Genomic DNA, 24229 nt, shown 5'->3' on the forward strand with positions numbered 1-24229 from the left:
GCTTGCACTTACTACCAAATTTTATTGATATTTGAGGACAATTCAGCTTGTAATTTCGGATAAATTACATCAGACTTTCGCACAACAAACCAGAGGGTAAAACCTAAAGGTATTGAAAACAACTGGATAAAGATGGGAGTTCCCAAATATCCAAAAAATGATGCCATTGGCACTATTATCCCTACCCAAAAATATCGGGGAAAATAAAAAGCAAAGATAATCGAAAGTATATCAGCAGGATAAAAATATCTTTCGTGCATTTTGGGTAGGATATATGGCATAAACAAAACTGATATGGTGGCTAAGTGTATCAGCCTATCTTGAGTAATTTCTAGTCTACTTTTATAAACAATATATGCAAATAAAAATATTGCAGATATCGTTAACGTTAAAGCTATAGGTACAACAATATTATAAAAATTGTTAGGAATCCATTGATAAAGATTAGGTGCGCCTTTAGCTAATTCCTTATATTTATTAGCTTGATTAAAGTAGACCAATAGCAATTCTTGTATTGGTCTTCCCATAAACCAAGGTGGTAAAACTGTGATGATATATACCGCCGGAATTAATGGTAGATAATACCAATGAATTCTTTTTTTGAGCAAAAGAGCTAATAATAAAGGTGCTAAAAACATAGCTTGCAACTTAAAAGAAAGTGCCACACCAAAACTGAGTAAGGCTGGAATTTCTTTTTGAATAGATAAAAAGTAAATACAGGCAATCAATCCTGTTGTATAGATAACGTCACATTGACCCCAGAGGGCACTATTATATATAACAGTAGGACTCAAGATAACTGCCAAAAAAGCAAAGATGGGTTTCCTGCGCTGTGGGTATTTTAGTCGGACAATTTTGTAAGTTAAAAATGCACAAAGAAAATCAACAGTCATAGCAAAAAGCTTGATTGCTAAAATTTTTGGCAATCCAGATAGCAAAGTAGCAGCAATTAAAATCCAGTAGAGATAAGAAGGTGTGTAATCAGCAAAACTATATTTTAGAGCGCTGAAACCGCCATGAGATGCGATGAAATCATACCAAGGCGCTAAAAAATATTTATAATCCACCGATTTATTTGGAACACAGGCTAATCGGATCAGCACTGCTAATATCATGCCAATTGCTAAGTATCCAGGAACGGGGAATGGGAGAGAGTTTAAGAGTCTATTGAACGGAGATTTCACTAATTTTAATAATGTCTTGTCAGAAGTTTTCGTCATAAATTGTATCAGTCAAGTTGGCAATGTCAAAATACTAAATCAAGAATAAAACTAGCCCTAGCGACTAGAAGTCGCGGCCACACGAGACTTTAACAAGAGAGGCAGTCTTGCTGGAGAAATGCCTCCTGCCTTCTTTACAACTGCCACTTTCTAGCTGCCTGTCATGATGCTACAAGCTTTCGTTTGTTACTTGAACAGTGGATTGACTAGATTGGGCGAGATAGATACCTGCTAGAACTACGGCAAAAGTTGCCCAGTCAAACAAACCGACTTGTTCTGAAAAAATAAACCAAGCAAAAATAGAAGCTAGAACTGGTTCTAGAAGAAGCGTGACGGCGACAACTCCTGAAGAGATTCTGCTGAGGCTATAAGCTAAAAGTCCCTGACCCAAGACTTGACAGAAGAGGGCTTGGAATATGATGAAAAACCAACCCGTCCAGGAATAGGGAAATAGTCTATTTTCGAGGAATGGGAGGACGGGTAGTAGAAACATTGTTGTCACTCCACAGCGCCACAGCATGATAGTTGCAGTGCTAAATCGGGTTCGTAGTCGTTCTATCAGCAGCATACACGTGGCCATGAAAACCGCAGTCAGCAGTGCCAAGGTATCACCCAATATTTGATCGGTTGCAAATTGCACCTTATTGAGTTCAAATGCGATCGCTCCCCCCAAGGCGATGACCAGACCAATCACGAATCTGCGATCAAAACGCCGACCGAATAATAGATATCCAGCTAAAGCAACAAATAAGGAGTTCAAATTAGATAGTAAAGCCACATTGGCAACACTCGTTTGACTCAGCGCCCAAGCCCACAAGAGGAGGTAGGTTCCAGCAGAGGTTCCCATTGCTAACAATAGCCACACTTCTTGTTTCGTAAAAGTAAAAGGCTTCTGTTCTATAGATTGGTTATCAAGTAAGGCAGGAGTAATATTGCCCCCTGCCGACGCTCGCGGACTCGCTAACGCTGCGCTATCTTCCCTCCCGCCTCCTTCAATAGACTGTTGGTAGCGGAAAGCCTCAAACCCATTCCACAGACCAAAGACAACTGTAGCAATCCAACTGCGATGAAATACTACAGCATTTGCACCAATTTCTTGTTGACACAATTTAGTTAGAGATGGTGCTAAAGATATAGGAATTAGAGCAAACAATAATGAGACAGTTCCTAATAAAGCTGGTGTTTCGGAGAATTGTTGCTTTAGTAATGACAGTTTGCTCGTCATACTTATAACGAAAGTGTTAACTATATTTGTGACTGATTCTTGAAGCGGCAAATTAACAGCAGCTTGGCTAGATACGGCTAAGTATAAACCGATTAAAACTACGGCGAACCCCACCCAATTTGATAAAGTTAATGTTTCCGAAAATATTACCAGAGCGAAAATGCCGCTAAATACAGGCTCTAAAAGATGCACCAAGGAGACAACCACAGAGGAAAATTTGGCAAGGCTATAGGTCAAAAGCCCATGACCTAAAACTTGGCAGATTAGGGCTAGGGAAATCACCCAAAGCCACCCACTAACTGTAGAGGGGAAAAGTTGATCTTGAGTGAATAAAAGTATGGGGAAAATAGCTAAAGCTGCGATCGCACAGATCCACAACTGAATTGTGACCGGAGAAAATTTGGTGCGTAATTTTTCTACGATTAGCAGGTATGCACTCAATAAAATCGCCGAAACGATGGCAGCCAAGCCTCCTTGAACTTCGTCTGTGGCTATTTGTAGTTCCTCAAATTCAATCGCGATCGCTCCCCCAAGCGCAACGACTATCCCAATCAAGAATTGGCGCTCAAAACGCTTACGAAATAACAGCCACACCCCTAAACTAGTAAATATGGGGGCGAGATTATGCAACACACTAGAAATTGCTACGCTAGTTTGAGTGAGTGACCAAGCCAACAAAACTAAAGTGGCAGCCCAAAGAATACCAGCACCTAGCAATAGCAATAGATCCTGACTGGTGTAGGGCTGCTGTTCTACAGATTTTTCTTTGGAAAATCGCTGCCGTATTGCCTCGTATCCATGCCAGAGTAAGAAAACCACACTAGCAAGCCAAAAGCGATTAAATACAGTGGCGCTGGGGCTGAGTTCCATTTCGCTCAATTTCATAAAAATAGAACCAAAAGATATGGCACCTACACCTAGAAATAATGAAGCGATCGCGATCTTCGTTTGATTAAATAAATTCATTGGAAAATTTCAATGCAACTCAACTATATGGATCAACCCTCTAACCAACCCAACGCTCTTGGGCAAATCCTACAGCTATTTTGGCTAGTAGTGTTATAAAAGCCCCCAATATTAAATATCCCTGACGAGGATGGCGAGATAACAGCACACCAATGGCTATATTCAAAGGCACAATACCATAAGCGAGACGGCTCAAGGAGATAGTGCCTCCAGAAGCTAACAGCAAACCAATACCACAAAAGCCATAAATCACTGTAACCGGCGTCAGTTGCGTGTGTAAGTGCCACAATATATAGCCACCACCCAAGATCATGAACAAGTTAAGCAAGTTATTAATCCACTGTTCGCTTGCTAGAATCAACAAAAGTAAGGCTAAAGCATAAAAGCCATAGAATAATTTTACAGAACTAAAACGTTGACGGAAACGCCATAAAAGATAGCTACTGGCAACACTCAAGCCAAACAAGAAGAGATACCAAGGGTCTTGAATCCCGCCAGAGGGGTTTTGAACCCAACCCTTGTGCCAATTTTCTCTACCGACTAAAATTTGCATGAACATATTTAACCAACCCTGCCAATCAAAGCCCAGAGTTGGTCGCCATCCTTTTTGTGCTTCGATAAAAGCTAAAGGATTGCCAAAATAAATCGCACAATACAAACTGAATAAAAGTATGCCAATAGCGGTAGTCAAACCAGCTATATAGGCAATAGGCGGTCGGCGTTCTTTCCAGGCTGCGATCGCCAATGCTGGAATTAATGCCATACCTGTAGGACGTGTTGCTGTGGCCATTGCACCCCAAAGGGCAGTCCAGCCATACTGTTTTCGATCAAAGGCCCGCAAAGTAGCTGTACTCAAAAACAAATACAGCCCCTCTGTGTAAATCACTCCCGTAAACATAGAAGACGGATATAAAGAAACCACAGATGTTATCCAATGGGCTGCATTGATGCCATAATGCTCCTTGACCCAAAAGTATAAACAGTAAAGCGCTGCAAAAAATGCCAAATTGTTGACTAACATACCTGCTAGTTCAAACGGTAAGCCCAGCTTCATCAAAAACCAGATGCTTAAGGGAAATAGGGGAAAGAAGGCCAGATTATGCTGTTTGCCGTCATTGGCAAATTCATAGCCAGAAGTTGCGATCGCTCGATAATGCATACTATCCCAAGCATCAAAAATCCCCCAACCAAAATGGGGCAAAAAGTCTTCTGCTGGTAACGGTAGTTTTGGCGCAATCAGCAACATAGCAGTCCAGATGAATATTCGACTGGCAAACCATATTGCGGCTGGAAACAGGAAATCATTGTTCCATAAAATTTTTTTTATAACTATCTGAACTTTGACCATAAGCTTGAGTGCTTTAACAAACTCCTTTCTGCATCCTTCTACATATAGCTGTAACACAGCAATTTCTGAATAACATCTTGCATATTAAATCCTCCACCAACATAATTAACAAACTGGACAGATCAAAAATTACTTAAAAGGCTTCACTACCTGGTTAGTTTTGCCAATTTTGTCTTTAAAAATATAGTATTTATAAATACTATATTTGTCTAAATATATAAAAATTTGTCATTTGTCATTTGTCAAGAGTTATTAGTTAATTGGAGTACTCCAAGTAAAAAAATGTCCAATTGTCATTGCGTTCGCTTCGCTCTCTACGAGACGCTACGCGAACACAATGACGGGTTTTGGATCGTTTATTTTTTGGAACACTCTTAGTGATTCTCTCCCTTGCCTCATCTCCCGACTCCTGGACTCAGTGTATCGATTATGGTGATTGCTGTGATTAAAGAGTCCCCAGCAATTTATAGTGGGAGTTGTCTGTAAATCCTTAAGCAATTGTGAAAGCGATTACTCTTGTTGGTTCCACTGGTTCTATTGGTACTCAGACTTTAGATATTGTCACTCAGTACCCAGATCAGTTTCGGATTGTGGGATTGGCAGCTGGGAACAATGTAGAGATGTTGGCTGCTCAAATTCGGCAGTTTCGACCGGAAATAGCAGCCATTTGCTCAGAAGATAAATTACCAGCGCTCAAAGAAGCTCTTATTGACCTCGATCCCCAACCGATTCTACTGGGTGGTGATGCCGGAGTGATAGAAGTTGCTCGTTACGGCGATGCCCAAACTGTTGTTACGGGGATCGTTGGTTGTGCTGGTTTGCTACCCACGATCGCAGCGATTGAAGCTGGTAAAGATATTGCCTTAGCGAACAAAGAAACCCTGATTGCCGGCGCACCTGTGGTTCTACCCCTAGTTGAAAAACATGGTGTAAAATTACTACCAGCCGATTCTGAACATTCCGCAATCTTTCAATGTCTCCAAGGTGTGCCAAAGGGAGGTGTGCGGAAAATTTTGCTGACTGCATCTGGTGGGGCTTTCCGGGACTGGGATGTAGAAAAGTTAGCAGATGTAACCGTAGCTGATGCCCTAAAACATCCTAATTGGTCGATGGGACGGAAAATCACAATAGACTCTGCTACTTTGATGAATAAAGGACTGGAAGTAATTGAAGCTCACTTCCTGTTTGGCTTGGATTATGACGATATCGAAATTGTTATTCATCCCCAGAGCATTATTCACTCGCTGATTGAATTGCAAGATACTTCAGTTTTAGCCCAACTCGGTTGGCCGGATATGCGCTTACCTTTGCTGTATGCCCTATCTTGGCCCGATCGCATTTACACCAACTGGGAACGACTAGATTTAGTCAAAGCTGGAAATTTAACCTTCCGCGAACCAGATCACCAGAAGTATCCTTGTATGCAGTTGGCTTATGCTGTGGGTAAAGCTGGTGGTTCCATGCCAGCTGTGTTGAATGCCGCCAATGAGCAGGCTGTGGCTTTATTTTTAGATGAAAAAATTCGCTTTTTAGATATTCCCCGATGTATCGAATGGGTGTGCGATCGCCATCAAAATGATAACCGTACAAATCCCTCTTTAGATGACATTTTGGCAGCAGATAAATGGGCAAGACAAGAAGTTTTAATAGCGACTGAAAAGTTAGAGACTCACTCGCAGATAATTTCTCTGCGATAAAAACCTTAAATCGAACCAAAATAACCCCGACTTCTTCAAGAAGTTGGGGTTCTGAACCTCTAGGTCATTCTGTTAAGCTGTTGCACCTGCAAATTGCATCACAAGCATGATTAGGCAAAACCTGTAAATCCTCTCCCTTGCACCCTGCTCCCCTGCCGCCTCAATGTGCAAACTATAATCACAACAGCTGATATCTGTTCTCACTTCAGACTAAAGCCTCATTTCTGCCTCAAATATATTTAGTGGTTTCCTGCTTACTTATTGTTTTTATACATATCTACAAACAAATAAACAGATTTTTCAGAAGTTTGCCAAATTGCCAAATAATTTGCCTGACATCCAAATTCTTGTCTGATTCTCGTGTAAAATATTTTTGGAACATTTACGCAAATAAACCAGTTTTAGTAACTGCTATTAATTGACTGTAACAGCTAGATAATTTACCCTTTCTGAATAAATACACTCTCAGATAAGGGCAATTATGAAGGAATTATGTATAAAGGAATTAATATATGATTGCTACCTTGATTGTAGCTTGGATTGTCTTCATAATATTATGGAAGTTGCTAAAAGCAACCTTAAAAAGTGCATTGACTATTGCCGCAATCCTAATCTTATTAAATATCAGTTTTGGCATTACCCCGCAAGATATCTGGCAGCACGTAACGCAGTTTGCTCAAACTATCTCCCAAATCCAAAGTGGCAAATAGAAAGTTAAAAATTGTTATTTAATGCCGAAATCTTGGCTAATGCATCCTTAACACTGGCTGGCAACTGACGCATAATCTTGCCTCTTTCGCGATCTAAAGCGACTAGAGTCACCTTGGCGGTGACGTACAATTGTTGTCCATCAGTTGAGACAATGGCATAATCCCAATTGATTCGGACGCCAGTCACCTCAGCCATGCGCGTTTTTACCACCACTGTCAGACCTAATTGAATTGAGTGATGATAGCGCACCGACAGTTCTACAACTGGTAAATCGCAGCCGATAGTGACTAAATCAGCAAACTCAACCCCGATAGATCGCAAACATTCAATGCGTGCTTCTTCCATCCAAGCTATATAGGAACCGTGCCAGACAATGCCGGCATAGTCAGTGTGGTGGGGTTGTACTCTCACAGGATATTCAAACCAATTCCCAAATTCCTGACTTGATGGATTGTCAAGGGCGCTGGTTGGTGGTAGTTTTGGTTGGCTGGGTTTTTTTTCTGACATCTTCAAATTTCTCAGCACCTATAAATTTTCCAAATCAATAAAAATTAATTGCGTTGCCGGACTTCTTGATTTAATATTTACCTTCCTGGAATAGGAAGTATTTTATTATGCCGCTTAATCTTAAGTATATTAATGTTTTTGCTTTGACTCTACTTAGTTTACTAGGTTTTGGGATGGCATACCCAGACAATAATCAGGTAAGTACAAATGCAAGGTTGAGCTACCAATTTGGAGAAAAAGCTCAAGCTTTACCCAAGAATAATCAACTATCAGAAGTTGCAAGGCTCAATGAAGAAGCTATCAAAGAATCTCGCCAAGGTCAATTGACACATGGGTTGCAGAAATTACAAAAAGCATTAGCCATCAGCAGAGAACTTGGAGAGCGTTCTTGGGAAGCGGTAACATTCAACAACATCGGTAGAATCTACCAAAGTCAAAAAAAGTATCCTGAAGCACTTCAATCTTATCAGCAAGCCCTATTAATTAACAAAGAACTAGGGGATCTGGTTCGACTTGGCAAAACCTACAGTAATATAGGTTACTCATTTGATATCCAAAACCAACCAGAGTTAGCAATTTTTTTCTACAAGCACTGCTTAATTAATCGTGAGAAAGCTCGCTTAAATCCATCAACGCTGAGTGTGCCGCAGCCAGATGCTTACAGCATAACTGTTAGCCAGACATATCGGATTTTGGGTGAACGATTACTCAAACAAGAACGTGTTGCTGAAGCACAAAGGACAATGGATTTACTCAAGGTTGAAGAACTAGAAGAATATCTCCAGAAGGTGCGAGGTAATCAACGTACTCTCAAAGGTATTAATATAGCGGCAACAGAAAAACCAATTAAACAAAAGTTGGATCGAAGCGTGGATAATGCTGTTGTGTTGGGTAAAGAACTGACAAAACTGCGAAAAATTAAGCCCGAACAGCGATCGCTCGAACAAAAACAACGCATCGAGCAATTAGTCTTAAATCAACAGCAAATTCTAGATGAATTTAACGAATTTATCAATAGTCCTTCAGTCAAAGCACAGGTAGAGCAAATTAGCCGTACAGCTAGGCGGCAAAATTTGGATTTGGAGAATCTCAACGAACTTCGGGATAATTTGGCACGATTGCCGCAAAAATCGGCACTACTTTACCCACTGATTTTAAAAGATAGCTTAGAATTGGTATTGGTAACTCCTGAATCTCCACCAATTCATCGTACCGTTGCTGTAAAGCGCGAAAACCTCCATCAAACAATTGCTGTTTTCCGCCAAGCTTTAATCGACCCCAGTCAAAATATCAAAGCACCTGCACACCAATTGTATGACTGGCTAATTAAACCGATAGAAAAAGACCTGGAGTCATCAGGTACACAAACTCTAATTTACGCTCCCGATGACCAGTTACGCTACATTCCTTTAACTGCTTTATATGATGGCAAACAATGGCTAGTACAGCGCTTCAATGTGAATCACATTACATCTGCCAGTCTGACTAACTTAAATACCCCAAAACAATCTACTTTGCGAGTTTTAGCAGGTGCTTTTACTAAAGGTAATTATCAAATCAAAGTTGGTAATCGGCAAGTTGCTTACGCTGGCTTACCCTTTGCAACGCAGGAGGTGGAAAGTGTAGCAGATGCGGTTCCTGAAACTAAGAAGCTTTTAGACGATGCCTTTACCCCCAGCGTTGCTATACCCCAAATGGATGATTATACAATTGTCCATTTAGCGACTCATGCCGCTTTTGTGGTGGGTAAACCAGAAGATTCTTTTATTTTATTCGGGAATGGCGATCGCGTTAATTTTAGAAATGTCGCCACTTGGTCACTCCCCCATGTAGATTTGGTAGTGTTGAGCGCCTGTGAAACCGGCTTGGGAGGTAAGTTAGGTAACGGTGAGGAAATTTTGGGCTTTGGCTATCAGATGCAACAAACTGGCGCAAGAGCTGCGATCGCCTCTTTGTGGTCTGTGGATGATGGTGGTACACAAGCACTCATGAGTGCTTTTTATGGTATCCTCTCTACTGAGAAATTGACTAAAGTTGAAGCTTTAAGAAAAGCTCAAGTCTCATTGATTAATGGAAATTGGAAGTCTCTGGGTCAAAATGCACCTGTAGCAGCTAGTAACTTTAGTCACCCATATTATTGGGCATCTTTTATTTTGATTGGCAATGGACTTTAGCCCGCTTTTATCAGGAGAGGCAGAGGGCAGGAGGCCTCCTGCCTTATCAGAAAAATGGGTTTAAAACCCCGTGTTTCCAGCACAGCTTTAAAGTAATGAGTAAGGAGTAATGAGTGGATGAAAAATGGGTATTTACTCATTACTCATTACTTATTACTCATTACTCCTTCTTAAGAGTGCGTTTACGGCGGTGAGGATGTCAACTCAACGACAAATATTTACGCCCACCTAATTACAGCCCCATTGAGTATAAAATTATTCTGTCATGTAGGTGATCGGGCAGAATATGCTTTAGCAACGCTCCAATTTTGGCATCTTGTCCAACAAGATAGCGCGTCTTAGGTTTATTTGCAGTGAGCGCCTGAACAACGGTTTGAGCGACAATATCCGCAGAAATTCCCCCAGATGCAAGAATCTGCATTTTTTTGCGGACAATATTCATGGCTTGCCCGTAGAGATTTTGTGCCGATTGTGGTAAATCATCCTGTGCTATTTCCGATTGACTGAGAGACTTTTCCCAAATTGGAGTAGCGATCGCACCAGGTTCGATAATAGAAACGGAGATTCCCCAAGGTCTTAACTCCATCCGCAGCACATCATTGAGCGCTTCCAATGCAAATTTTGACGCATTGTAAGCTCCTAAGAACGGCGTCGGACTTCTACCAGCAATGGAACCCATATTGACAATTCGCCCCCGACTCTGGCGTAATAGACCAAGAAACGCTTGTGTGACTGCTAATTGTCCGGTGACATTCACCAGCATTTGTTGTTGAAATTCGGCGATCGTTAATAATTCTAAGGGGCCAGGGACAGCAATTCCGGCATTATTCACTAAACCCAAAATCCCTCCACCACCGACAGCATTTGTGACTTTATCAACCGCAACTGCGATCGATTCAGCCTCAGTAACATCTAAAAAAATCGGAATCAGCCTTGGCGATCCTTTCTGTTTAAGTGTTTGAGCATCAATATCTTGACGCACGCCAGCAAAAACAGAGAAGCCCAACTGGTCTAAAAGCAAAGCAGTGGCCTGACCAATTCCTGTTGAGGCTCCTGTAACCACTACTGTACGTTGATATTCTACAACCATTAATTTTCTTTGATGATGGGGCTGCCTTTTTTTAGGGACTTCCAAATAAAAAAATATCCAATAACTCTTGTGGGGTGGGCAACACGATAGCCCAGTTTATATGGCGGGCAAGATGCCCACCCCACAATATTGGATAATTTATTTCTTGGAGTTTCCTTATCAATCTTTGCAAATACCAAGCCGAAGGCAATCTTCGGTTTGGTCATCTCTAGCCGATATTTGCCACGGTAATATGCGTGATTGAGCATTTGTACTGTAAGCAATTAGAGCAGCTATTGTGGAAAACTGGTTTTTAACAATTGTCACGTCACTACTACAAGTATTGCCTAGCTCAACATTGTATAAATAAATAGGCAATGCCATGAGGGCAATGCAAATTGTCCGGTTCATACCCAACCTCAGCTAAAAATTTCCGATTACGCTATGTATAGATGCCACCTTGATGAACCGGATTTTTAAAACTGAGTGTTAAATGTTGAAATTTTGAAGTTGTGTAAATTTACTCAGCGCTACTGGTTGCAGAGACGTGATTTCTTAATTATCGGTTCCACCCTTTTTCAGGTTAGGCATTGCCTACAAGATGGCTTCCTACTAACTTATGCAGATGCAAACCCAAAAAACAGGACAAAAAACCCACAGCACCCAAAAACATATCTATGGTAGCTGCATTCCCCAGATAAAATAATGAAGAATGCTGAGTCACCGAAATGGTCGATGACCGACACACACTCATGATACAAGCCCATAAATAAATTTAGGGTATTGTTAATTTTGAATTTTTAATTTTAAATTCGGAGCGAAGCGACGTGACGCCTTCACAAGACGTAGATACTATAAACGTTCCCAACATCGATCCTGAAGGATATGGCAACTCAGACACCGATCCTCTTGATGAGTTGCCAGGTGAAATCGAAATGTCCCTTTTCGACCACCTAGAAGAGTTGCGGCAGCGGATTTTCTATTCGTTGATTGCCGTAGCGGTGGGCATTATCGGCTGTTTCTTTGCCGTCAAGCCCATTGTCCAACTACTTGAGGTTCCAGCACAAGGAGTAAAATTTCTCCAACTTGCACCCGGAGAATATTTCTTTGTCTCCCTCAAAGTGGCAGCTTACACTGGCTTCATAATTTCTAGTCCTTTCATTCTTTACCAAATTATCCAGTTTGTGGTTCCAGGACTGACTCGCCGCGAACGCCGTTTACTGGGGCCTGTGGTTTTGGGTTCGAGTGTGCTGTTTGGGGCAGGTTTAGTATTTGCCTATTTACTTCTTATCCCCGCCGCCTTGAAATTTTTTATCAGTTACGGAGCAGATGTAGTCGAACAACTTTGGTCAATTGATAAATATTTTGAATTTGTGCTGCTACTGTTATTCAGCACTGGTTTAGCATTTCAAATTCCGATCATCCAATTGTTGCTTGGTAATTTGAATATTGTCTCCTCTCAACAGATGGTTTCTGGTTGGCGTTACGTGATTATGGGAGCAGTGGTTTTAGGAGCCGTCCTGACACCTTCTACTGACCCCCTAACTCAAAGTCTTTTAGCGGGAGCAGTTTTAGCGCTTTATTTCGGCGGTGTAGGACTAGTGAAGCTCACAGGTAAATAACATTTAGCAATTATGATGATCGAGATTTAAGTTCATCAAAGAAATGTACGATGGACTGGCCTAAATCCTCAATGTGAATACTGAGCAGTTGAAAATGCCACCCTTCTAGCTCCTTATATAAATAGGGTTGAAAACCTTTGTGTTTAATCTGTTCTACCATGAATGCTACATCATCTTCAGCTATACCATCCAAGTTAAAAGAAATGACACTCGTTAAATTAAAGAGTTCTTGACTAGATCGAATCAAACATTAAGTTACTTTGGAAGTTGAGGCTTAAGAAGAAGTTCAAATGTTGAGATAAAAGCCATTAGTTATTTCCTTGAAGAGGTGTATCTTTTTACATTAACAACGAGTAAAAGAGTTATACAGCACATTATGGTATTTTTAGATAAAAAATACTATGAAAATTATTAATGTTAATGTAATAGCGGGTCACAATATCCATTCCGAAGAACGTTCGCCTAAATCTAAAGGAATGCTCACAGCTTTGCCGAGTCGGGGGCGATCGCGGGTTTGAGCAATAAATGTTTGTACCTGTGTTGATCCACCCAAGGCATGAAGATAATTGGCAATGCTATCGAGATGTTCTTGGTACTCCGCCTCGCTCAAGGGAAAAGAAGCTTGCTCCAAATATTTCCACATTACTTGCAAAAATATCTTTCCCTGTGTCCGCCGAAACTGGACATCGTAAGAATATCCCCACTTATCAAGCAATATCTGGCGTAATTCCTGTCCTGTCATAGCTTTTCTCAATCAGATTTTACATTTAGTTATGATGTTAAGTTCCGTGACTCCAGTATGATAAGGATATAAAGAAATGTAATGCTAACAGAAAAGATGCTTTTTATATCTTGGAACAAAGAATTATGGCATCGTTGTGAGCGCTAGCATTTCGACTTAGACAAGAGTTGCTCAAGTACTAGTACTTTTGTCAAAATGCTTAACAAAATACACAAAGAGCGCGTAGATTATGGCTCAATTTTCTGAATCAGCAGACGTGCCCGATATGGGGCGTCGTCAGTTCATGAATCTGCTCACTTTTGGGACTGTCACCGGAGTGGCTCTGGGTGCATTGTATCCCGTTGTCAAGTACTTTATTCCTCCCGCTGCTGGTGGTGCTGGTGGCGGTGTAACGGCAAAAGACGAGCTAGGTAACGATGTTAGTGTCACTAAATTTCTAGAAAACCGGAATGCAGGCGATCGCAACCTAGTCCAAGGACTAAAGGGAGATCCTACCTATATTGTGGTAGACAGCAAAGAGGCGATCAAAGATTATGGCATTAACGCCATCTGCACCCACTTAGGTTGTGTCGTCCCCTGGAACATTGCTGAGAACAAATTCAAATGTCCTTGTCACGGTTCCCAGTATGACGAAACTGGTAAAGTTGTTCGGGGCCCAGCACCTCTGTCTCTAGCTTTAGCCCACACCAACGTCAACGACGACAAAATCGTTTTAACCCCTTGGACTGAAACTGACTTCCGCACAGGTGATGCACCTTGGTGGGGTTAATAATTTTGTCCTTAGTCCTTAGTCATTCGTCCTTTGTTCAAGGCTTAATGACTAATGACCCTCACGGGTTCGCCAGTCACTCATGGGGGAAACCCCCAAGACCGCGCTGGCTCACTAATGACCAATGACTAATGACTAAATTCAATCGTCGCCCTTATTAGAGATGAGAAATGTTTTCCTAACAGCGAGGTTAACTCGCAGTGCTAGAGCGATTGTAAAAACATTGCTCATAGCGATCGCTACTGTGACATTTTACTTCACCAGCGATTTAGCACTTCCCCAATCAGCTGCCGCCTATCCTTTTTGGGCACAGCAAACCTATCCCGAAACCCCCCGCGAACCAACAGGGCGAATTGTTTGTGCCAACTGTCACCTAGCAGCCAAGCCGACAGAAGTGGAAGTTCCTCAATCGGTGCTACCTGACACTGTATTCAAAGCTGTAGTGAAAATCCCCTACGATCTGAGCGCCCAGCAAGTTGGTGCTGATGGTTCCAAGGTTGGCTTGAACGTCGGTGCTGTACTGATGCTACCTGAAGGCTTTAAGATTGCTCCCGAAGACCGTATTTCCGAGGAACTTAAAGAAGAAATTGGCGACACTGCCTTCCAACCCTACAGCGAAGATAAAGAAAATGTCGTCATCGTCGGCCCTTTACCTGGCGAACAGTATCAAGAAATCATCTTCCCAGTTCTTTCTCCTAACCCCGCAACCGACAAAAACATCCACTTCGGTAAATATTCAGTTCACGTAGGTGGTAATCGGGGACGCGGACAAGTTTATCCCACTGGCGAAAAGAGCAATAACACCGTTTACAACGCTTCCGCTACTGGCACAATTACCAAGATTGCCAAAGAGGAAGATGAAGATGGCAACGTCAAATATCTAGTCAACATCCAACCTGAATCTGGTGATGTTGTCGTTGATACGATTCCTGTAGGGCCAGAATTGCTTGTTTCCGAAGGGCAAACAGTTAAAACTGGTGATGCTTTGACCAGCAATCCAAATGTTGGTGGATTCGGTCAAATAGATGCAGAAATCGTATTGCAAGACGCATCTAGAGTCAAATGGCTGATTGCGTTCATCGCTCTTGTCATGTTAGCTCAAGTTATGCTGGTGCTGAAGAAGAAGCAGGTTGAAAAAGTTCAAGCTGCTGAAATGAATTTCTAAATTCTTTGCTAAATCATTACTTATAGGACAGGCGAAATGCCTGTCTTTTTTATATGTTATTTGTACTAAGCTTGGAAATTTGGGGCTTAGGATATAGAAAATTTCCCTACTGGAGACACAACATGGATGGGACAGCCTTAGTTGTAGGCGCGAGCGGCATCATCGGCAGCAATCTTGCGAGAGAACTGATCGCGAATGGATGGACGACCTATGGGTTGGCCCGAAATCTTAAAAAAGGGGCGGAAGGGTTACGCCCTGTTGCTGCCGATCTGCTCGATCTAGCTAGCCTTAAAACTGCGCTGTCAGACATCGCCCCGACGCACATCTTCATCACGACGTGGATGCGTAATGCGACCGAGGCTGAGAATATCAGAGTCAACGGCACGATGGTTCGCAATCTGCTGGATGTTCTGTCACCGAAGGACTCAGTGCAGCACGTCGCCCTCGTCACCGGCCTCAAGCACTATCTCGGCCCATTCGATGCATACGCCAGAGGTGGATCGCTGCCAGAAACTCCATTGCGCGAGGAGCATCCCCGGCTCGATGTCGAAAATTTCTATTATGCTCAGGAAGATGAGGTCTATGCCGCCGCCGCCCGTGACGGTTTCACCTGGAGCATTCATCGCCCTCACACTGTCATTGGAAAGGCGGTCGGCAATTTGATGAACCTCGGCACGACGCTGGCCGTGTATGCCGCGATCTGCAAGGAAACCGATCGCCCCTTCCGCTGGCCGGGTTCGGAAGCGCAGTGGAAGGGCATCTCCGACATGACCGACGCGCGGGTGCTGGCAAAGCACCTAGTCTGGGCGGCAAAGACCGAAGCAGCCCACAACCAGGCGTTTAACGTCGTCAATGGCGACATCTTTCGCTGGATATGGTTGTGGGGGCGGCTAGCTGACTGGTTCGGCATCGATCCCATCGGCTTCGACGGCACAATCCACCCGCTCGAAGCCGAAATGGCGAATGAAGGTGCTGTCTGGCGCGAGATCGCAAAGCAGCATGGCCTCGCCGAGCCGGATCTGAGCCGTCTATCGTCTGCATGGCACACCGATCTCGATCTTGGGCGTCCGATTGAGGTTATGACCGATATGTCAAAGAGCCGCAAACTCGGCTTCTCCATATACCAGAAAACGGACGAGTCGTTTTTTGACCTGTTCGAGCAACTACGTGCAGATCGGTTGATTCCGTAGAACCTCGGTGGATGGCACTGGTAGTAGAGACGTAGGTTGGCTGGAGCGGAGCGGAACCCAACAAACATATATCAGTCTGTTGGCTTTGGCAAAGCCTCCAACGCCACTTGCGACAACGCGGGAACCCGCGCAACGCAGTGCATTGGTGTCAACTTAAGCTGAAACTCCTTTAAAACCTCGTTTCTAGCCTCCGGCTGGAACATCCCCAACCTACAACTTTTTTGCTAGCTTCCCTCTCCTTTATAAGGCTACGGTGTACACACAAGTCGTGAAATTCCACCTGACACTTAGTTTCGTCCTCTAGCAATAGGATTGTGCGATCGCAATGACAATTTATGGGGTCTATAACGCCTGAAACCTTTTCATATAGTACTTGTATGTACACCGTAGCCTTTATAAGGAGAGAGATTGAGGGTGAGGTAAACCAGAGACATAAATTGTATGTTATTTAATTCTTATTTCTTAGTTACACAAAGCCTGTAAATTTAGGACTTATACTAATTGCTGTACCTCTACCAATGTATTTGTATCATTATTGAAAGTGAAACGGTATTAACTGCGAGTAAACTTTATGAACTTAATCATGGTTATTCATCCCTATAAATTCGGTGAGATGTGGGTGTTTGACGATGAAAATGTAAGTTTAGTTCGGGAGCCTTTTGTGGCAGGAGCAGATGAAATTATTGAAAGAATGGTGGCACACATTCCAGATGCAGAATTAGGGTTCAGTTTGATATTTTCTGCATTTCCCTTTCCTGGCTATCAACTCAAGTTTGACTGGCGGCGTGAAGAATATCGAGGTAACTGGTATTATAGTGCAGATTTAGATCGGGAAGGATGGCTCTGCCCTGCTCTCTTTAAGTATTTTGATCAGGCTCCTAAAGAGTTTTACACTCAGTTTAAAGCGAAGATAAACCGATAATGTTAATGAAGCTTTTTCTCTATTGATTTAGATTAGGGTAACATTTGTCAATATTTTTCTCTTCTATCGACTAATGTAGCTAAACAAACTAGGCTGTGATTGGTTTATTATTCTCAGCTTTAGTTCTAATCATGATCAAAAAGACTACTCTAGATCCTTTAGTGAGCGATGTTCGGTGTGCAGAAATTTGTCAGATTTTGGGAGAGACTTACAACCAGGAACGCTGGAACGATTGGCGCTGGCAAATGCGGCATCGGTTGACTAAGCTGGAACACTTTCAGCGGTTACTAAGGCTGAGTGCTACTGAAGAACAGGGACTTTTAATCGCACCAGAAAAGTTTGCTGTCGCCGTAACACCATACTTTGCATCACTACTCGATCCAGAAGATCCCCTGTGCCCACTACGGTTACAAGTGATACCACGGCAAGAAGAACTAATCGTCAGTACAGCAGACATGGTAGATCCATGCGGTGAAGACAATGACACCCCAGTACCAGGACTTGTACACCGTTACCCCGATCGCGTGTTGCTCCTTGCTTTAGATACATGTGCTGCTTATTGCCGCTACTGCACCCGCTCTCGTTTGGTGAGCCAAGGTGAGATGTACCCAGTAACGCGGCGGTTGGATGCGATCGCCACTTACTTAGAAGAACACACCGAAATCCGTGATGTGCTAATTTCCGGTGGCGATCCTTTGTTGATGTCTGATGAACCTTTAGACAATTTGCTAGGGCGGCTGCGTGCTATTAAGCACATTGAATTTATCAGAATTGGTTCTCGTGTGCCGAGTTTTTTGCCGCAGCGAATTACACCAGAACTGGTTGCCTTGCTTCGGAAACATCGTGTGTGGCTGTCTTTGCATTTTTGTCATGTGCGGGAACTTACCCCAGAAGTGGCACAAGCTTGCGATCACCTCGCTGATGGTGGCATTCCTCTAGGTAGTCAAACCGTGCTGTTAAAAGGTGTGAATGATTCTGAAAAAGCCCTCAAAAATCTATTTCACGGTCTTCTCAAGCTGCGTGTGCGTCCCTATTATCTTTACCAATGCGACCCAGTTGTTGGCACTGCACATCTGCGAACAAGTGTTCAAACTGGACTGGATTTAATTTCTAAATTGCGCGGTCATACTACTGGGTACGCTGTACCAACCTATGTAATTGATGCTCCTGGTGGTGGTGGCAAAGTCCCCATTCAAGCCGAGACTCTACTTGCTTATGAGAAAGGCACAGCTACAGTGCAAAATTGGGCAGGTAAGAAGTACACATATATAGATCCAGTAGAGCAGGGATAACACTATATATTTGTATATGAGTTGATCGCCATGATCTAAAAGAGACAGTTGTAATGATTTTTTTAGATTATGGCAAACTAAAAAACTAAATAATCTCAGGAGATTAGTTGGAATGTTGATTGTTGCTAATACAAACATCAAAGGTCGAGGTGTCTTCGCACAAAAGCGCTTTTTAAAAGGAGAACTCATTGAAAGAGCGCCAGTTGTGGTTATACCCACAGAAGAGGTTAAATTGCTCGATCAAACAGTTTTGGGTAACTATTACTATGATTGGGAAGATAAAGCAGCAGCATTTGCCTTCGGTTTAGTCTCCCTGATTAATCATTCTTACTATCCCAATACTTATTATGTGAAAAAATTTGCTGAACGAGAAGTGGAGTATATTGCCTACCGAGATATCGAAGTAGGAGAAGAAATGACTGCCAACTACAACGGTTCTCCTGACGATAAATCTCCTATATGGTTTGATGTTATTGATGAGCTATCTTCAACTCAATTGAAGAATTAGTAGTTGAAATTATTTCAATTAAGATACCTGATTGGTACGTAGGTTGGGTGGAACGGAGCGCACCCCAACATATATCAATAGGGTGTGTTGTCGCAGAGCGCAACGCACCGTCAACAATCTCAGGTGCGTTAACCTACGGCATAACACGCCCTACGGGTGTGACAAGATTAAAATAGTGCATTAAATCTAGACGTAGGTTGGGTGGAGCGCAACCCAACATATATCAGGATGTTGGCTTTGGCAAAGCCTCCAACGCCACTTGCTACAACGAGGGGAACCCGCAAAGGCGCTGTGGCTCCCCAACCTACAATTTTTTTGCACCATTTTAGCCTTGATACGCCAGTAGGATGCACTCATTTGATAGTGAAGATGCGTCTATTTATTGAGTGTAAATCAGTTTTAAATCCATAATAAAGTTACCCAAGTTTTTATACCAACAATTCCATCAGCCTGCAATTTCTTAGATGTTTGAAAACTAACAACTGCATTTTTAACCGACTCAGAAAAATGCCCATCAATAGCATCAGTATATAATCCAATATCTTTTAATTGCTGTTGTAATTGTTTGACTCTTAGTCCAGAATCTCCTAGCTGCAATCCATTGAATCTATTCAAATCGGCTCGACCACTAACACCACTAACACCAGATATATCACCTTCATATTGATGAATTAAGTATTGCCCCTGCCAAGCACTAGGAATACTTGGATTTTTGACTCCATAGTGGGCAATCCATAACGGATAACTAGCAAAATCTGATGGATTACCTATTTCTGACCAGAAACTAGGGAAGGTATAAATAATTGGTTTGATTGGTTTTTTTGTTTGTTGTAAAAGGGCTTTTTCTACCTCTGCTAACCACAGCTTTGCTGCACTAATTACTGCTTGGCTACTTACTTTATCAGTTATCTCTACATCCAGAACTGGTGGTAAGTCTCCTGGTTCTAATTTTCCCAGCGTTTTTAAGAATTCCTTCGCTTGCTGAACTGGGTCAGATGTATGGGGGTGAAAGAAATGATAAGCACCCCGAATAATACCGGCAGCTTTCGTGGTTTGCCAGTGATGAGCAAAAGCAGAATCTTTAACGCTAACTCCTTCTGTAGCTTTGACAAAGGCAAAGGTTTTACCAGAGTTTTTTACTGCTGTCCAATCTACTCTGCCGTCTTGATCGGCAACATCAATTCCTTCCATAGAATTTCTTAACCTTTGTGATTAGTACAATAATGAACTTATCAGAGGCTTTGATTAAATTTATGCTTTTTCTGGGTATTTGAGTAAATTACAGAAATCTATTAGGGTTGAGTGTCAACAGAACGTACTGGAGTCACTCTAACTTTGCCTGTACAAGGCTTGATTTCTTCTGTAAGGGTAAGGTTTTGGGAGGTATTCGGAGGCGTGATTTCAATCTTACTCGATATTAGGCAGCGTTCCTGTGGGGAACTAACATGGTTATATGCTATCTGAAATGAGGCTTGTTTTCCAGGAGCTAGAGTTACTTGTTGTCGAGGTTGCTTACTCGAAAAGTAAGTGCCCTTGGAGCGAATAACTTTAATCCCCTGTAAAGGCTGATCTTTTGCATCCAGTAGTGCCAATCCCGGATAACCGTTGAGAGTGCAAGGGGATGAGCCGTTATTAGTGAAGGCGTAGGTGAGTGCAACATTCCCAACGCCAGCATCTTTAGAGACTTGGCGCACTGACAATTGGCTAGTTTCACAGCGCGTCGGATTCGTGGCAATAGTGGCTTCAGGGGTAGAATGCTCTATAGGTTTTGCAGTCGGTGTAGGTGTTGAAGACAACACAGCTTCTTTTGTCGGTTGTTCGGTGCTTGCTGGCAAGGCTTGCGGCTGTTTTGTAACAGAGGAAGAACCGACACAGCCAGTTGTCATTGCAGTTAGGAGCAACAACATACTGCTTTCCACAATTAGTATTCGCATATCTTCTTTTTTTGTAGTGAACTACTTACACTGATGCTTCATATACAGTATAAGTTTCCAATTTCACAAGGGTTATGTACGTCCGCTCCAATCACTTGTTCTGCTGCGTCATTACATAACGAATTCAACAGCTTATCCATCTTTTCGGGCAACGTGAACAGCAGAAAGAAACGAGAGGTTTACGCTGTCTCCAAAGTTCCTCAGCTTTTCCCGCAATCCTGCAAATAGCAACTCCTTCGCCTTTGGCTCCAGTCTGCTCATAGTACTTAATAGCTTAAGGTAGTCATCGATGCTGTATGTCACCTCACATACAACTTGCTCAGTCACCAACTCCTTAAAGTAACCAGAGTCTAGAATGTCTTGCTCAAACCCTCTCAAAATTTCCGCTTGAGTTTCTGCACCTTCATACCGGACAAGTGAGGGAGCATAGGCTTGATACACTTCAAAGATCCTTTGGTAAACTTCGTATTTCGGTTCAGGTCTCAGATTCCATAGCAGGATGAGAAACCCGTTCTCGTGTAATGCCGTCGCTGCCTTGGCATACCGAATTTCTGACGGTATCCAGTGAAAGGCATTAGCAGATAGAACGGCATTGAACTGTTTTGCTTCCAGTTCCCACTCCTCAAATGAAGTGTTATGGATTGCAACGTTTGAATAGGTCGTACAGTTGCGTTGTGCTAAACAATAAAAATCCTGGTTTGGCTCAATACACGTCATTGAAAAACCAAATTGAGCAAAAGCTACCGTCGCATTTCCTGGACCACAACCGACTTCAAGAATCGATGCATCTGAGTCAAGTTGGGCTAAAACGACAGACCGCTCGATCAGTTGCTTTGGATATTGTGGTCTGGCGTTGTAATAAATATCAGCAACGGGAGAATACCAATTTTTTCGCTGTTCTAAATCTATAGAACCTCTGGCATTTATTTCTTGTTTAGAGTCTTGCATAAGCTAGTTTTATCAGCTTTTGAGTCCAACTTCGTTTTTATGTTAAACCGAATTAAATATTATCTGTTGCTTCAATCAAAGCACTACGAATTCCTGGTTCACTCATCGAATGTCCGGCATCAGGAACTACTATAAATTCCGCTTCTGGCCAAGCCCGGTGTAATTCCCAAGCTGATATCATTGGGCAGACTACATCATAGCGTCCCTGAACAATTACAGCCGGAATATGGCGGATACGGTCTACATTTAAGAGTAATTGATCTTCTGTTTCCAAAAATCCCTTATTCATAAAGTAATGGCATTCAATCCGAGCAAAAGCTGAAGCAAATTCGCTTTCACCAAACTTTTGCATCAGTTCTGGGTCTAAGAACAGTCTACTGGTACTACCTTCCCAAATTGACCAAGCACGCGCTGCTGTTAATTGAATTTCTAAATCTGGACTAGTCAAGCGTTTGTAATATGCTGCAATCAGATTGTCACGTTCATCTATGGGAATTGGTTTGAGATATTCTTCCCAAGCATCAGGAAAAATATAGCTAGTACCCTCTTGGTAAAACCAGCGCAACTCTTTTTGCCTCAGCATGAAGATTCCACGGAGGATTAATGCCGTGCAGCGAGAGGGATGGGTTTGACTGTAGGCTAATGATAAAGTGCTACCCCAACTTCCACCGAAGACCGCCCACTTTTCTATACCTAAATGTTGGCGGAGTTTTTCGATATCACTGACTAAATCCCAAGTGGTGTTTTCTCGTAATTCTGCATGGGGCGTACTTTGACCACAACCACGCTGGTCAAACATCACTATCCGCCATTTTTCGGGGTGGAAATATTGCCGATAAAAAGCTGGACATCCACCACCAGGGCCCCCATGCAGCAAAACGATGGGTTGACCTTGGGGGTTTCCTGACTCTTCAAAATGAATGGTATGAAGGTCGGAAACCTGTAAGCTACCTTCTAAATAAGGCTCGATCGCTGGGTAAAGTTCTCGCATTTTGGATATTCTATCAGTAATATGTTGTCATGGCGATCGCTTGTCTTTGTGAAACAACTTCAGTCTTTTCACTTCAACACCTGGGTGCAGGTTCTAAGTTTTGCCTAATACTCTTTTCCACGCTTTTTTTGGGGCTGTTTCGGAAAAAGCTGGACTACCTCTGTTTTTGGCAAAGGTATGGGAATCTTAAGTGCAGGATTTAGATATTGATAGTATAGGACAGTAATTCAATGGCGTACTATTCTAATTCAGCCCCCTTCCGCTTGCGGATATATCTGAAACAGAATCGTAATTCTCAAGTTTTTATTGGTTATCCTTTAGCAAACCCTACCGAATGGATACAAATTTTCAATTTTAATAACACAGAATTAATTTGTGGAAAACAGAGATTTGATATAAATGATGTCCGTTCGTTTATTATTGCTTATCCTAGTGGTGAAATATTAGATGGAGAACTAGTATTTTACCCACTTCCTCAAGGAATGTATTATATTGAAAATGAAAAAAATATCAAATCAGAAATTCTTATTCCAGAAAATCTCAAGGAAGGAAACCAACTTTTAAAAGTAGTACATAAAAAATCAGTAGATGAAAAAAGAAATAATTATTATTCAACTAAATTAATAAATATATCTCCAGAAAAAATTAGAGTCATCAAATTTGCTGGCTATACACAATACCACGGAATGTATATTCTTAGTACTATTACTGGTGGTTATTTCAGCGAACAAAATTTTCGAGAGTGGTATGGTGTTGATGAAGACGGTTGGATAAAACCTGGACAAACAGTAGTAGACCCAAATAATTATGGTGGCTGCAAGGGTTATTGGGTTTACTTTTGTGTAAATGAGAGTGGTAAAGAATTCATTGCAGGAGCGCAATTTCAAGGAGTAAGTTTCTGGTGGAAGCTATGGTAATTATAGCTATTTTCAATAAATAGACATCTGGTGAAAACAGGGTATTCTTGATTTTGAGATGCCTACGGCTAGTAATTTGTCCCATTAATTATGACGGTTAGAGAGACGCGATAAATCGCCGTCTCTACAGGTAATTTATCCATCAATTATTTACAGGACTTAGGCAAACAATAGCCGAAAAGAGTGATTTTCTGGTAGGGGCAATTCATGAATTGCCCCTATACCGTGTGGTTTTGCATAAGTCCTAATTTATTGACAGACCACTAGCTACACCTACGCATTTTTGTAAAATTTTGAAGAGAGTATGTAGTT

General features: G+C 42.2%; 22 protein-coding genes. 11 read left to right on the forward strand and 11 right to left on the reverse strand.

Features of this window, described 5'->3' with window-relative positions:
- Positions 1-11 precede the first annotated feature (11 nt).
- From V7L31_RS16140 to V7L31_RS16150, 3 genes are all read right to left on the reverse strand, one after another.
- The gene (locus tag V7L31_RS16140) at positions 12-1220 is read right to left on the reverse strand and encodes a hypothetical protein (protein ID WP_334697164.1); all 1209 of its coding nucleotides are present in this window, start codon (positions 1218-1220) and stop codon (positions 12-14) included.
- A gap of 169 nt (positions 1221-1389) precedes the next feature.
- On the reverse strand, positions 1390-3411 hold the full coding sequence (locus V7L31_RS16145) for a DMT family transporter (protein WP_334697165.1): 2022 nt from the start codon (positions 3409-3411) through the stop codon (positions 1390-1392).
- Positions 3412-3451: 40 nt separating this feature from the next.
- Entirely contained in the window at positions 3452-4759 is a 1308-nt protein-coding gene (locus tag V7L31_RS16150; RefSeq protein ID WP_334697166.1) for a mannosyltransferase family protein, read from the reverse strand.
- Between the two features lie 500 nt (positions 4760-5259).
- Here V7L31_RS16150 and dxr point away from each other — a divergent pair, with 500 nt between their 5' ends.
- Complete coding sequence (dxr, locus tag V7L31_RS16155; RefSeq protein WP_334697167.1) at positions 5260-6456, forward strand: 1-deoxy-D-xylulose-5-phosphate reductoisomerase; 1197 nt, start codon at positions 5260-5262, stop codon at positions 6454-6456.
- A 512-nt stretch (positions 6457-6968) separates the two neighbouring features.
- Positions 6969-7166, forward strand: coding sequence for a hypothetical protein (locus V7L31_RS16160; RefSeq protein WP_256874938.1), 198 nt, complete (start codon positions 6969-6971; stop codon positions 7164-7166).
- Positions 7167-7170: 4 nt separating this feature from the next.
- Here the strand turns inward: V7L31_RS16160 and V7L31_RS16165 are convergent, their stop codons facing one another.
- Positions 7171-7674, reverse strand: coding sequence for an acyl-CoA thioesterase (locus tag V7L31_RS16165; protein WP_334697168.1), 504 nt, complete (start codon positions 7672-7674; stop codon positions 7171-7173).
- A gap of 107 nt (positions 7675-7781) precedes the next feature.
- Between V7L31_RS16165 and V7L31_RS16170 the strand changes: the two genes are divergently transcribed.
- Positions 7782-9848 carry a CHAT domain-containing protein gene (locus V7L31_RS16170; RefSeq protein WP_334697169.1) on the forward strand — a complete coding sequence of 689 codons (2067 nt, stop codon included), beginning with the start codon at positions 7782-7784 and terminating at the stop codon, positions 9846-9848.
- Positions 9849-10080: 232 nt separating this feature from the next.
- Here V7L31_RS16170 and V7L31_RS16175 read toward each other — a convergent pair whose 3' ends face one another.
- Together V7L31_RS16175 and V7L31_RS16180 are read right to left on the reverse strand one after the other, a co-directional pair.
- Positions 10081-10938, reverse strand: coding sequence for an SDR family oxidoreductase (locus V7L31_RS16175; RefSeq protein ID WP_334697170.1), 858 nt, complete (start codon positions 10936-10938; stop codon positions 10081-10083).
- 159 nt (positions 10939-11097) lie between these two features.
- Positions 11098-11328 carry a hypothetical protein gene (locus tag V7L31_RS16180; RefSeq protein ID WP_292848643.1) on the reverse strand — a complete coding sequence of 77 codons (231 nt, stop codon included), beginning with the start codon at positions 11326-11328 and terminating at the stop codon, positions 11098-11100.
- Positions 11329-11744: 416 nt separating this feature from the next.
- Between V7L31_RS16180 and tatC the strand changes: the two genes are divergently transcribed.
- Positions 11745-12539, forward strand: coding sequence for a twin-arginine translocase subunit TatC (gene tatC / locus V7L31_RS16185; RefSeq protein ID WP_334697171.1), 795 nt, complete (start codon positions 11745-11747; stop codon positions 12537-12539).
- A gap of 433 nt (positions 12540-12972) precedes the next feature.
- Here tatC and V7L31_RS16190 read toward each other — a convergent pair whose 3' ends face one another.
- Positions 12973-13281, reverse strand: coding sequence for a DUF3067 family protein (locus V7L31_RS16190; protein WP_334697172.1), 309 nt, complete (start codon positions 13279-13281; stop codon positions 12973-12975).
- Between the two features lie 229 nt (positions 13282-13510).
- Between V7L31_RS16190 and petC the strand changes: the two genes are divergently transcribed.
- From petC to V7L31_RS16220, 6 genes are all read left to right on the forward strand, one after another.
- Entirely contained in the window at positions 13511-14050 is a 540-nt protein-coding gene (gene petC, locus V7L31_RS16195) for a cytochrome b6-f complex iron-sulfur subunit (RefSeq protein ID WP_179063612.1), read from the forward strand.
- 163 nt (positions 14051-14213) lie between these two features.
- Positions 14214-15215 carry a cytochrome f gene (gene petA, locus V7L31_RS16200; protein WP_334697173.1) on the forward strand — a complete coding sequence of 334 codons (1002 nt, stop codon included), beginning with the start codon at positions 14214-14216 and terminating at the stop codon, positions 15213-15215.
- Positions 15216-15337: 122 nt separating this feature from the next.
- Positions 15338-16405 carry an SDR family oxidoreductase gene (locus tag V7L31_RS16205; RefSeq protein WP_334697174.1) on the forward strand — a complete coding sequence of 356 codons (1068 nt, stop codon included), beginning with the start codon at positions 15338-15340 and terminating at the stop codon, positions 16403-16405.
- Positions 16406-16976: 571 nt separating this feature from the next.
- Positions 16977-17327: a DUF6717 family protein gene (locus V7L31_RS16210; RefSeq protein ID WP_334697175.1), complete on the forward strand. Its 351-nt coding sequence runs from the start codon at positions 16977-16979 to the stop codon at positions 17325-17327.
- Between the two features lie 131 nt (positions 17328-17458).
- A complete protein-coding gene (locus tag V7L31_RS16215) occupies positions 17459-18619 on the forward strand; it encodes a KamA family radical SAM protein (protein ID WP_334697176.1) in 1161 nt (386 codons plus the stop codon).
- 112 nt (positions 18620-18731) lie between these two features.
- On the forward strand, positions 18732-19127 hold the full coding sequence (locus V7L31_RS16220; RefSeq protein ID WP_334697177.1) for an SET domain-containing protein: 396 nt from the start codon (positions 18732-18734) through the stop codon (positions 19125-19127).
- 399 nt (positions 19128-19526) lie between these two features.
- On the opposite strand, the gene V7L31_RS16225 is transcribed toward V7L31_RS16220, so the two are convergent.
- The 4 genes from V7L31_RS16225 to pip all read right to left on the reverse strand — a co-directional run bounded on the left by V7L31_RS16225 (position 19527) and on the right by pip (position 23000).
- Positions 19527-20318 carry a GH25 family lysozyme gene (locus V7L31_RS16225; RefSeq protein WP_334697178.1) on the reverse strand — a complete coding sequence of 264 codons (792 nt, stop codon included), beginning with the start codon at positions 20316-20318 and terminating at the stop codon, positions 19527-19529.
- A 101-nt stretch (positions 20319-20419) separates the two neighbouring features.
- Positions 20420-21061, reverse strand: a complete 642-nt coding sequence (locus V7L31_RS16230) for a DUF4232 domain-containing protein (protein WP_334697179.1) — start codon at positions 21059-21061, stop codon at positions 20420-20422.
- Positions 21062-21193: 132 nt separating this feature from the next.
- Positions 21194-22009, reverse strand: coding sequence for a class I SAM-dependent methyltransferase (locus V7L31_RS16235; RefSeq protein WP_334697180.1), 816 nt, complete (start codon positions 22007-22009; stop codon positions 21194-21196).
- Positions 22010-22061: 52 nt separating this feature from the next.
- Positions 22062-23000 carry a prolyl aminopeptidase gene (gene pip, locus V7L31_RS16240; protein ID WP_334697181.1) on the reverse strand — a complete coding sequence of 313 codons (939 nt, stop codon included), beginning with the start codon at positions 22998-23000 and terminating at the stop codon, positions 22062-22064.
- Positions 23001-23230: 230 nt separating this feature from the next.
- Between pip and V7L31_RS16245 the strand changes: the two genes are divergently transcribed.
- The gene (locus V7L31_RS16245; protein ID WP_334697182.1) at positions 23231-23917 is read left to right on the forward strand and encodes a hypothetical protein; all 687 of its coding nucleotides are present in this window, start codon (positions 23231-23233) and stop codon (positions 23915-23917) included.
- The last annotated feature ends 312 nt before the right edge of the window (positions 23918-24229 follow it).

The sequence above is a fragment of the Nostoc sp. genome (assembly GCF_036916655.1).
GTDB lineage: Bacteria > Cyanobacteriota > Cyanobacteriia > Cyanobacteriales > Nostocaceae > Nostoc.

What these genes read in the sequence shown, in the direction of transcription:
- V7L31_RS16205 (WP_334697174.1), top strand. Translation starts at nt 15,338, where the DNA reads ATGGATGGGACAGCCTTAGTTGTAGGCGCGAGCGGCATCATCGGCAGC.
- V7L31_RS16230 (WP_334697179.1), bottom strand. Translation starts at nt 21,061, where the DNA reads ATGCGAATACTAATTGTGGAAAGCAGTATGTTGTTGCTCCTAACTGCA.
- V7L31_RS16220 (WP_334697177.1), top strand. Translation starts at nt 18,732, where the DNA reads ATGTTGATTGTTGCTAATACAAACATCAAAGGTCGAGGTGTCTTCGCA.
- V7L31_RS16235 (WP_334697180.1), bottom strand. Translation starts at nt 22,009, where the DNA reads ATGCAAGACTCTAAACAAGAAATAAATGCCAGAGGTTCTATAGATTTA.
- V7L31_RS16210 (WP_334697175.1), top strand. Translation starts at nt 16,977, where the DNA reads ATGAACTTAATCATGGTTATTCATCCCTATAAATTCGGTGAGATGTGG.
- V7L31_RS16225 (WP_334697178.1), bottom strand. Translation starts at nt 20,318, where the DNA reads ATGGAAGGAATTGATGTTGCCGATCAAGACGGCAGAGTAGATTGGACA.
- petC (WP_179063612.1), top strand. Translation starts at nt 13,511, where the DNA reads ATGGCTCAATTTTCTGAATCAGCAGACGTGCCCGATATGGGGCGTCGT.
- V7L31_RS16215 (WP_334697176.1), top strand. Translation starts at nt 17,459, where the DNA reads ATGATCAAAAAGACTACTCTAGATCCTTTAGTGAGCGATGTTCGGTGT.
- V7L31_RS16175 (WP_334697170.1), bottom strand. Translation starts at nt 10,938, where the DNA reads ATGGTTGTAGAATATCAACGTACAGTAGTGGTTACAGGAGCCTCAACA.
- V7L31_RS16190 (WP_334697172.1), bottom strand. Translation starts at nt 13,281, where the DNA reads ATGACAGGACAGGAATTACGCCAGATATTGCTTGATAAGTGGGGATAT.
- V7L31_RS16180 (WP_292848643.1), bottom strand. Translation starts at nt 11,328, where the DNA reads ATGAACCGGACAATTTGCATTGCCCTCATGGCATTGCCTATTTATTTA.
- V7L31_RS16145 (WP_334697165.1), bottom strand. Translation starts at nt 3,411, where the DNA reads ATGAATTTATTTAATCAAACGAAGATCGCGATCGCTTCATTATTTCTA.
- pip (WP_334697181.1), bottom strand. Translation starts at nt 23,000, where the DNA reads ATGCGAGAACTTTACCCAGCGATCGAGCCTTATTTAGAAGGTAGCTTA.
- petA (WP_334697173.1), top strand. Translation starts at nt 14,214, where the DNA reads ATGAGAAATGTTTTCCTAACAGCGAGGTTAACTCGCAGTGCTAGAGCG.
- V7L31_RS16140 (WP_334697164.1), bottom strand. Translation starts at nt 1,220, where the DNA reads ATGACGAAAACTTCTGACAAGACATTATTAAAATTAGTGAAATCTCCG.
- V7L31_RS16245 (WP_334697182.1), top strand. Translation starts at nt 23,231, where the DNA reads ATGGCGTACTATTCTAATTCAGCCCCCTTCCGCTTGCGGATATATCTG.
- V7L31_RS16170 (WP_334697169.1), top strand. Translation starts at nt 7,782, where the DNA reads ATGCCGCTTAATCTTAAGTATATTAATGTTTTTGCTTTGACTCTACTT.
- V7L31_RS16165 (WP_334697168.1), bottom strand. Translation starts at nt 7,674, where the DNA reads ATGTCAGAAAAAAAACCCAGCCAACCAAAACTACCACCAACCAGCGCC.
- V7L31_RS16150 (WP_334697166.1), bottom strand. Translation starts at nt 4,759, where the DNA reads ATGGTCAAAGTTCAGATAGTTATAAAAAAAATTTTATGGAACAATGAT.
- V7L31_RS16160 (WP_256874938.1), top strand. Translation starts at nt 6,969, where the DNA reads ATGATTGCTACCTTGATTGTAGCTTGGATTGTCTTCATAATATTATGG.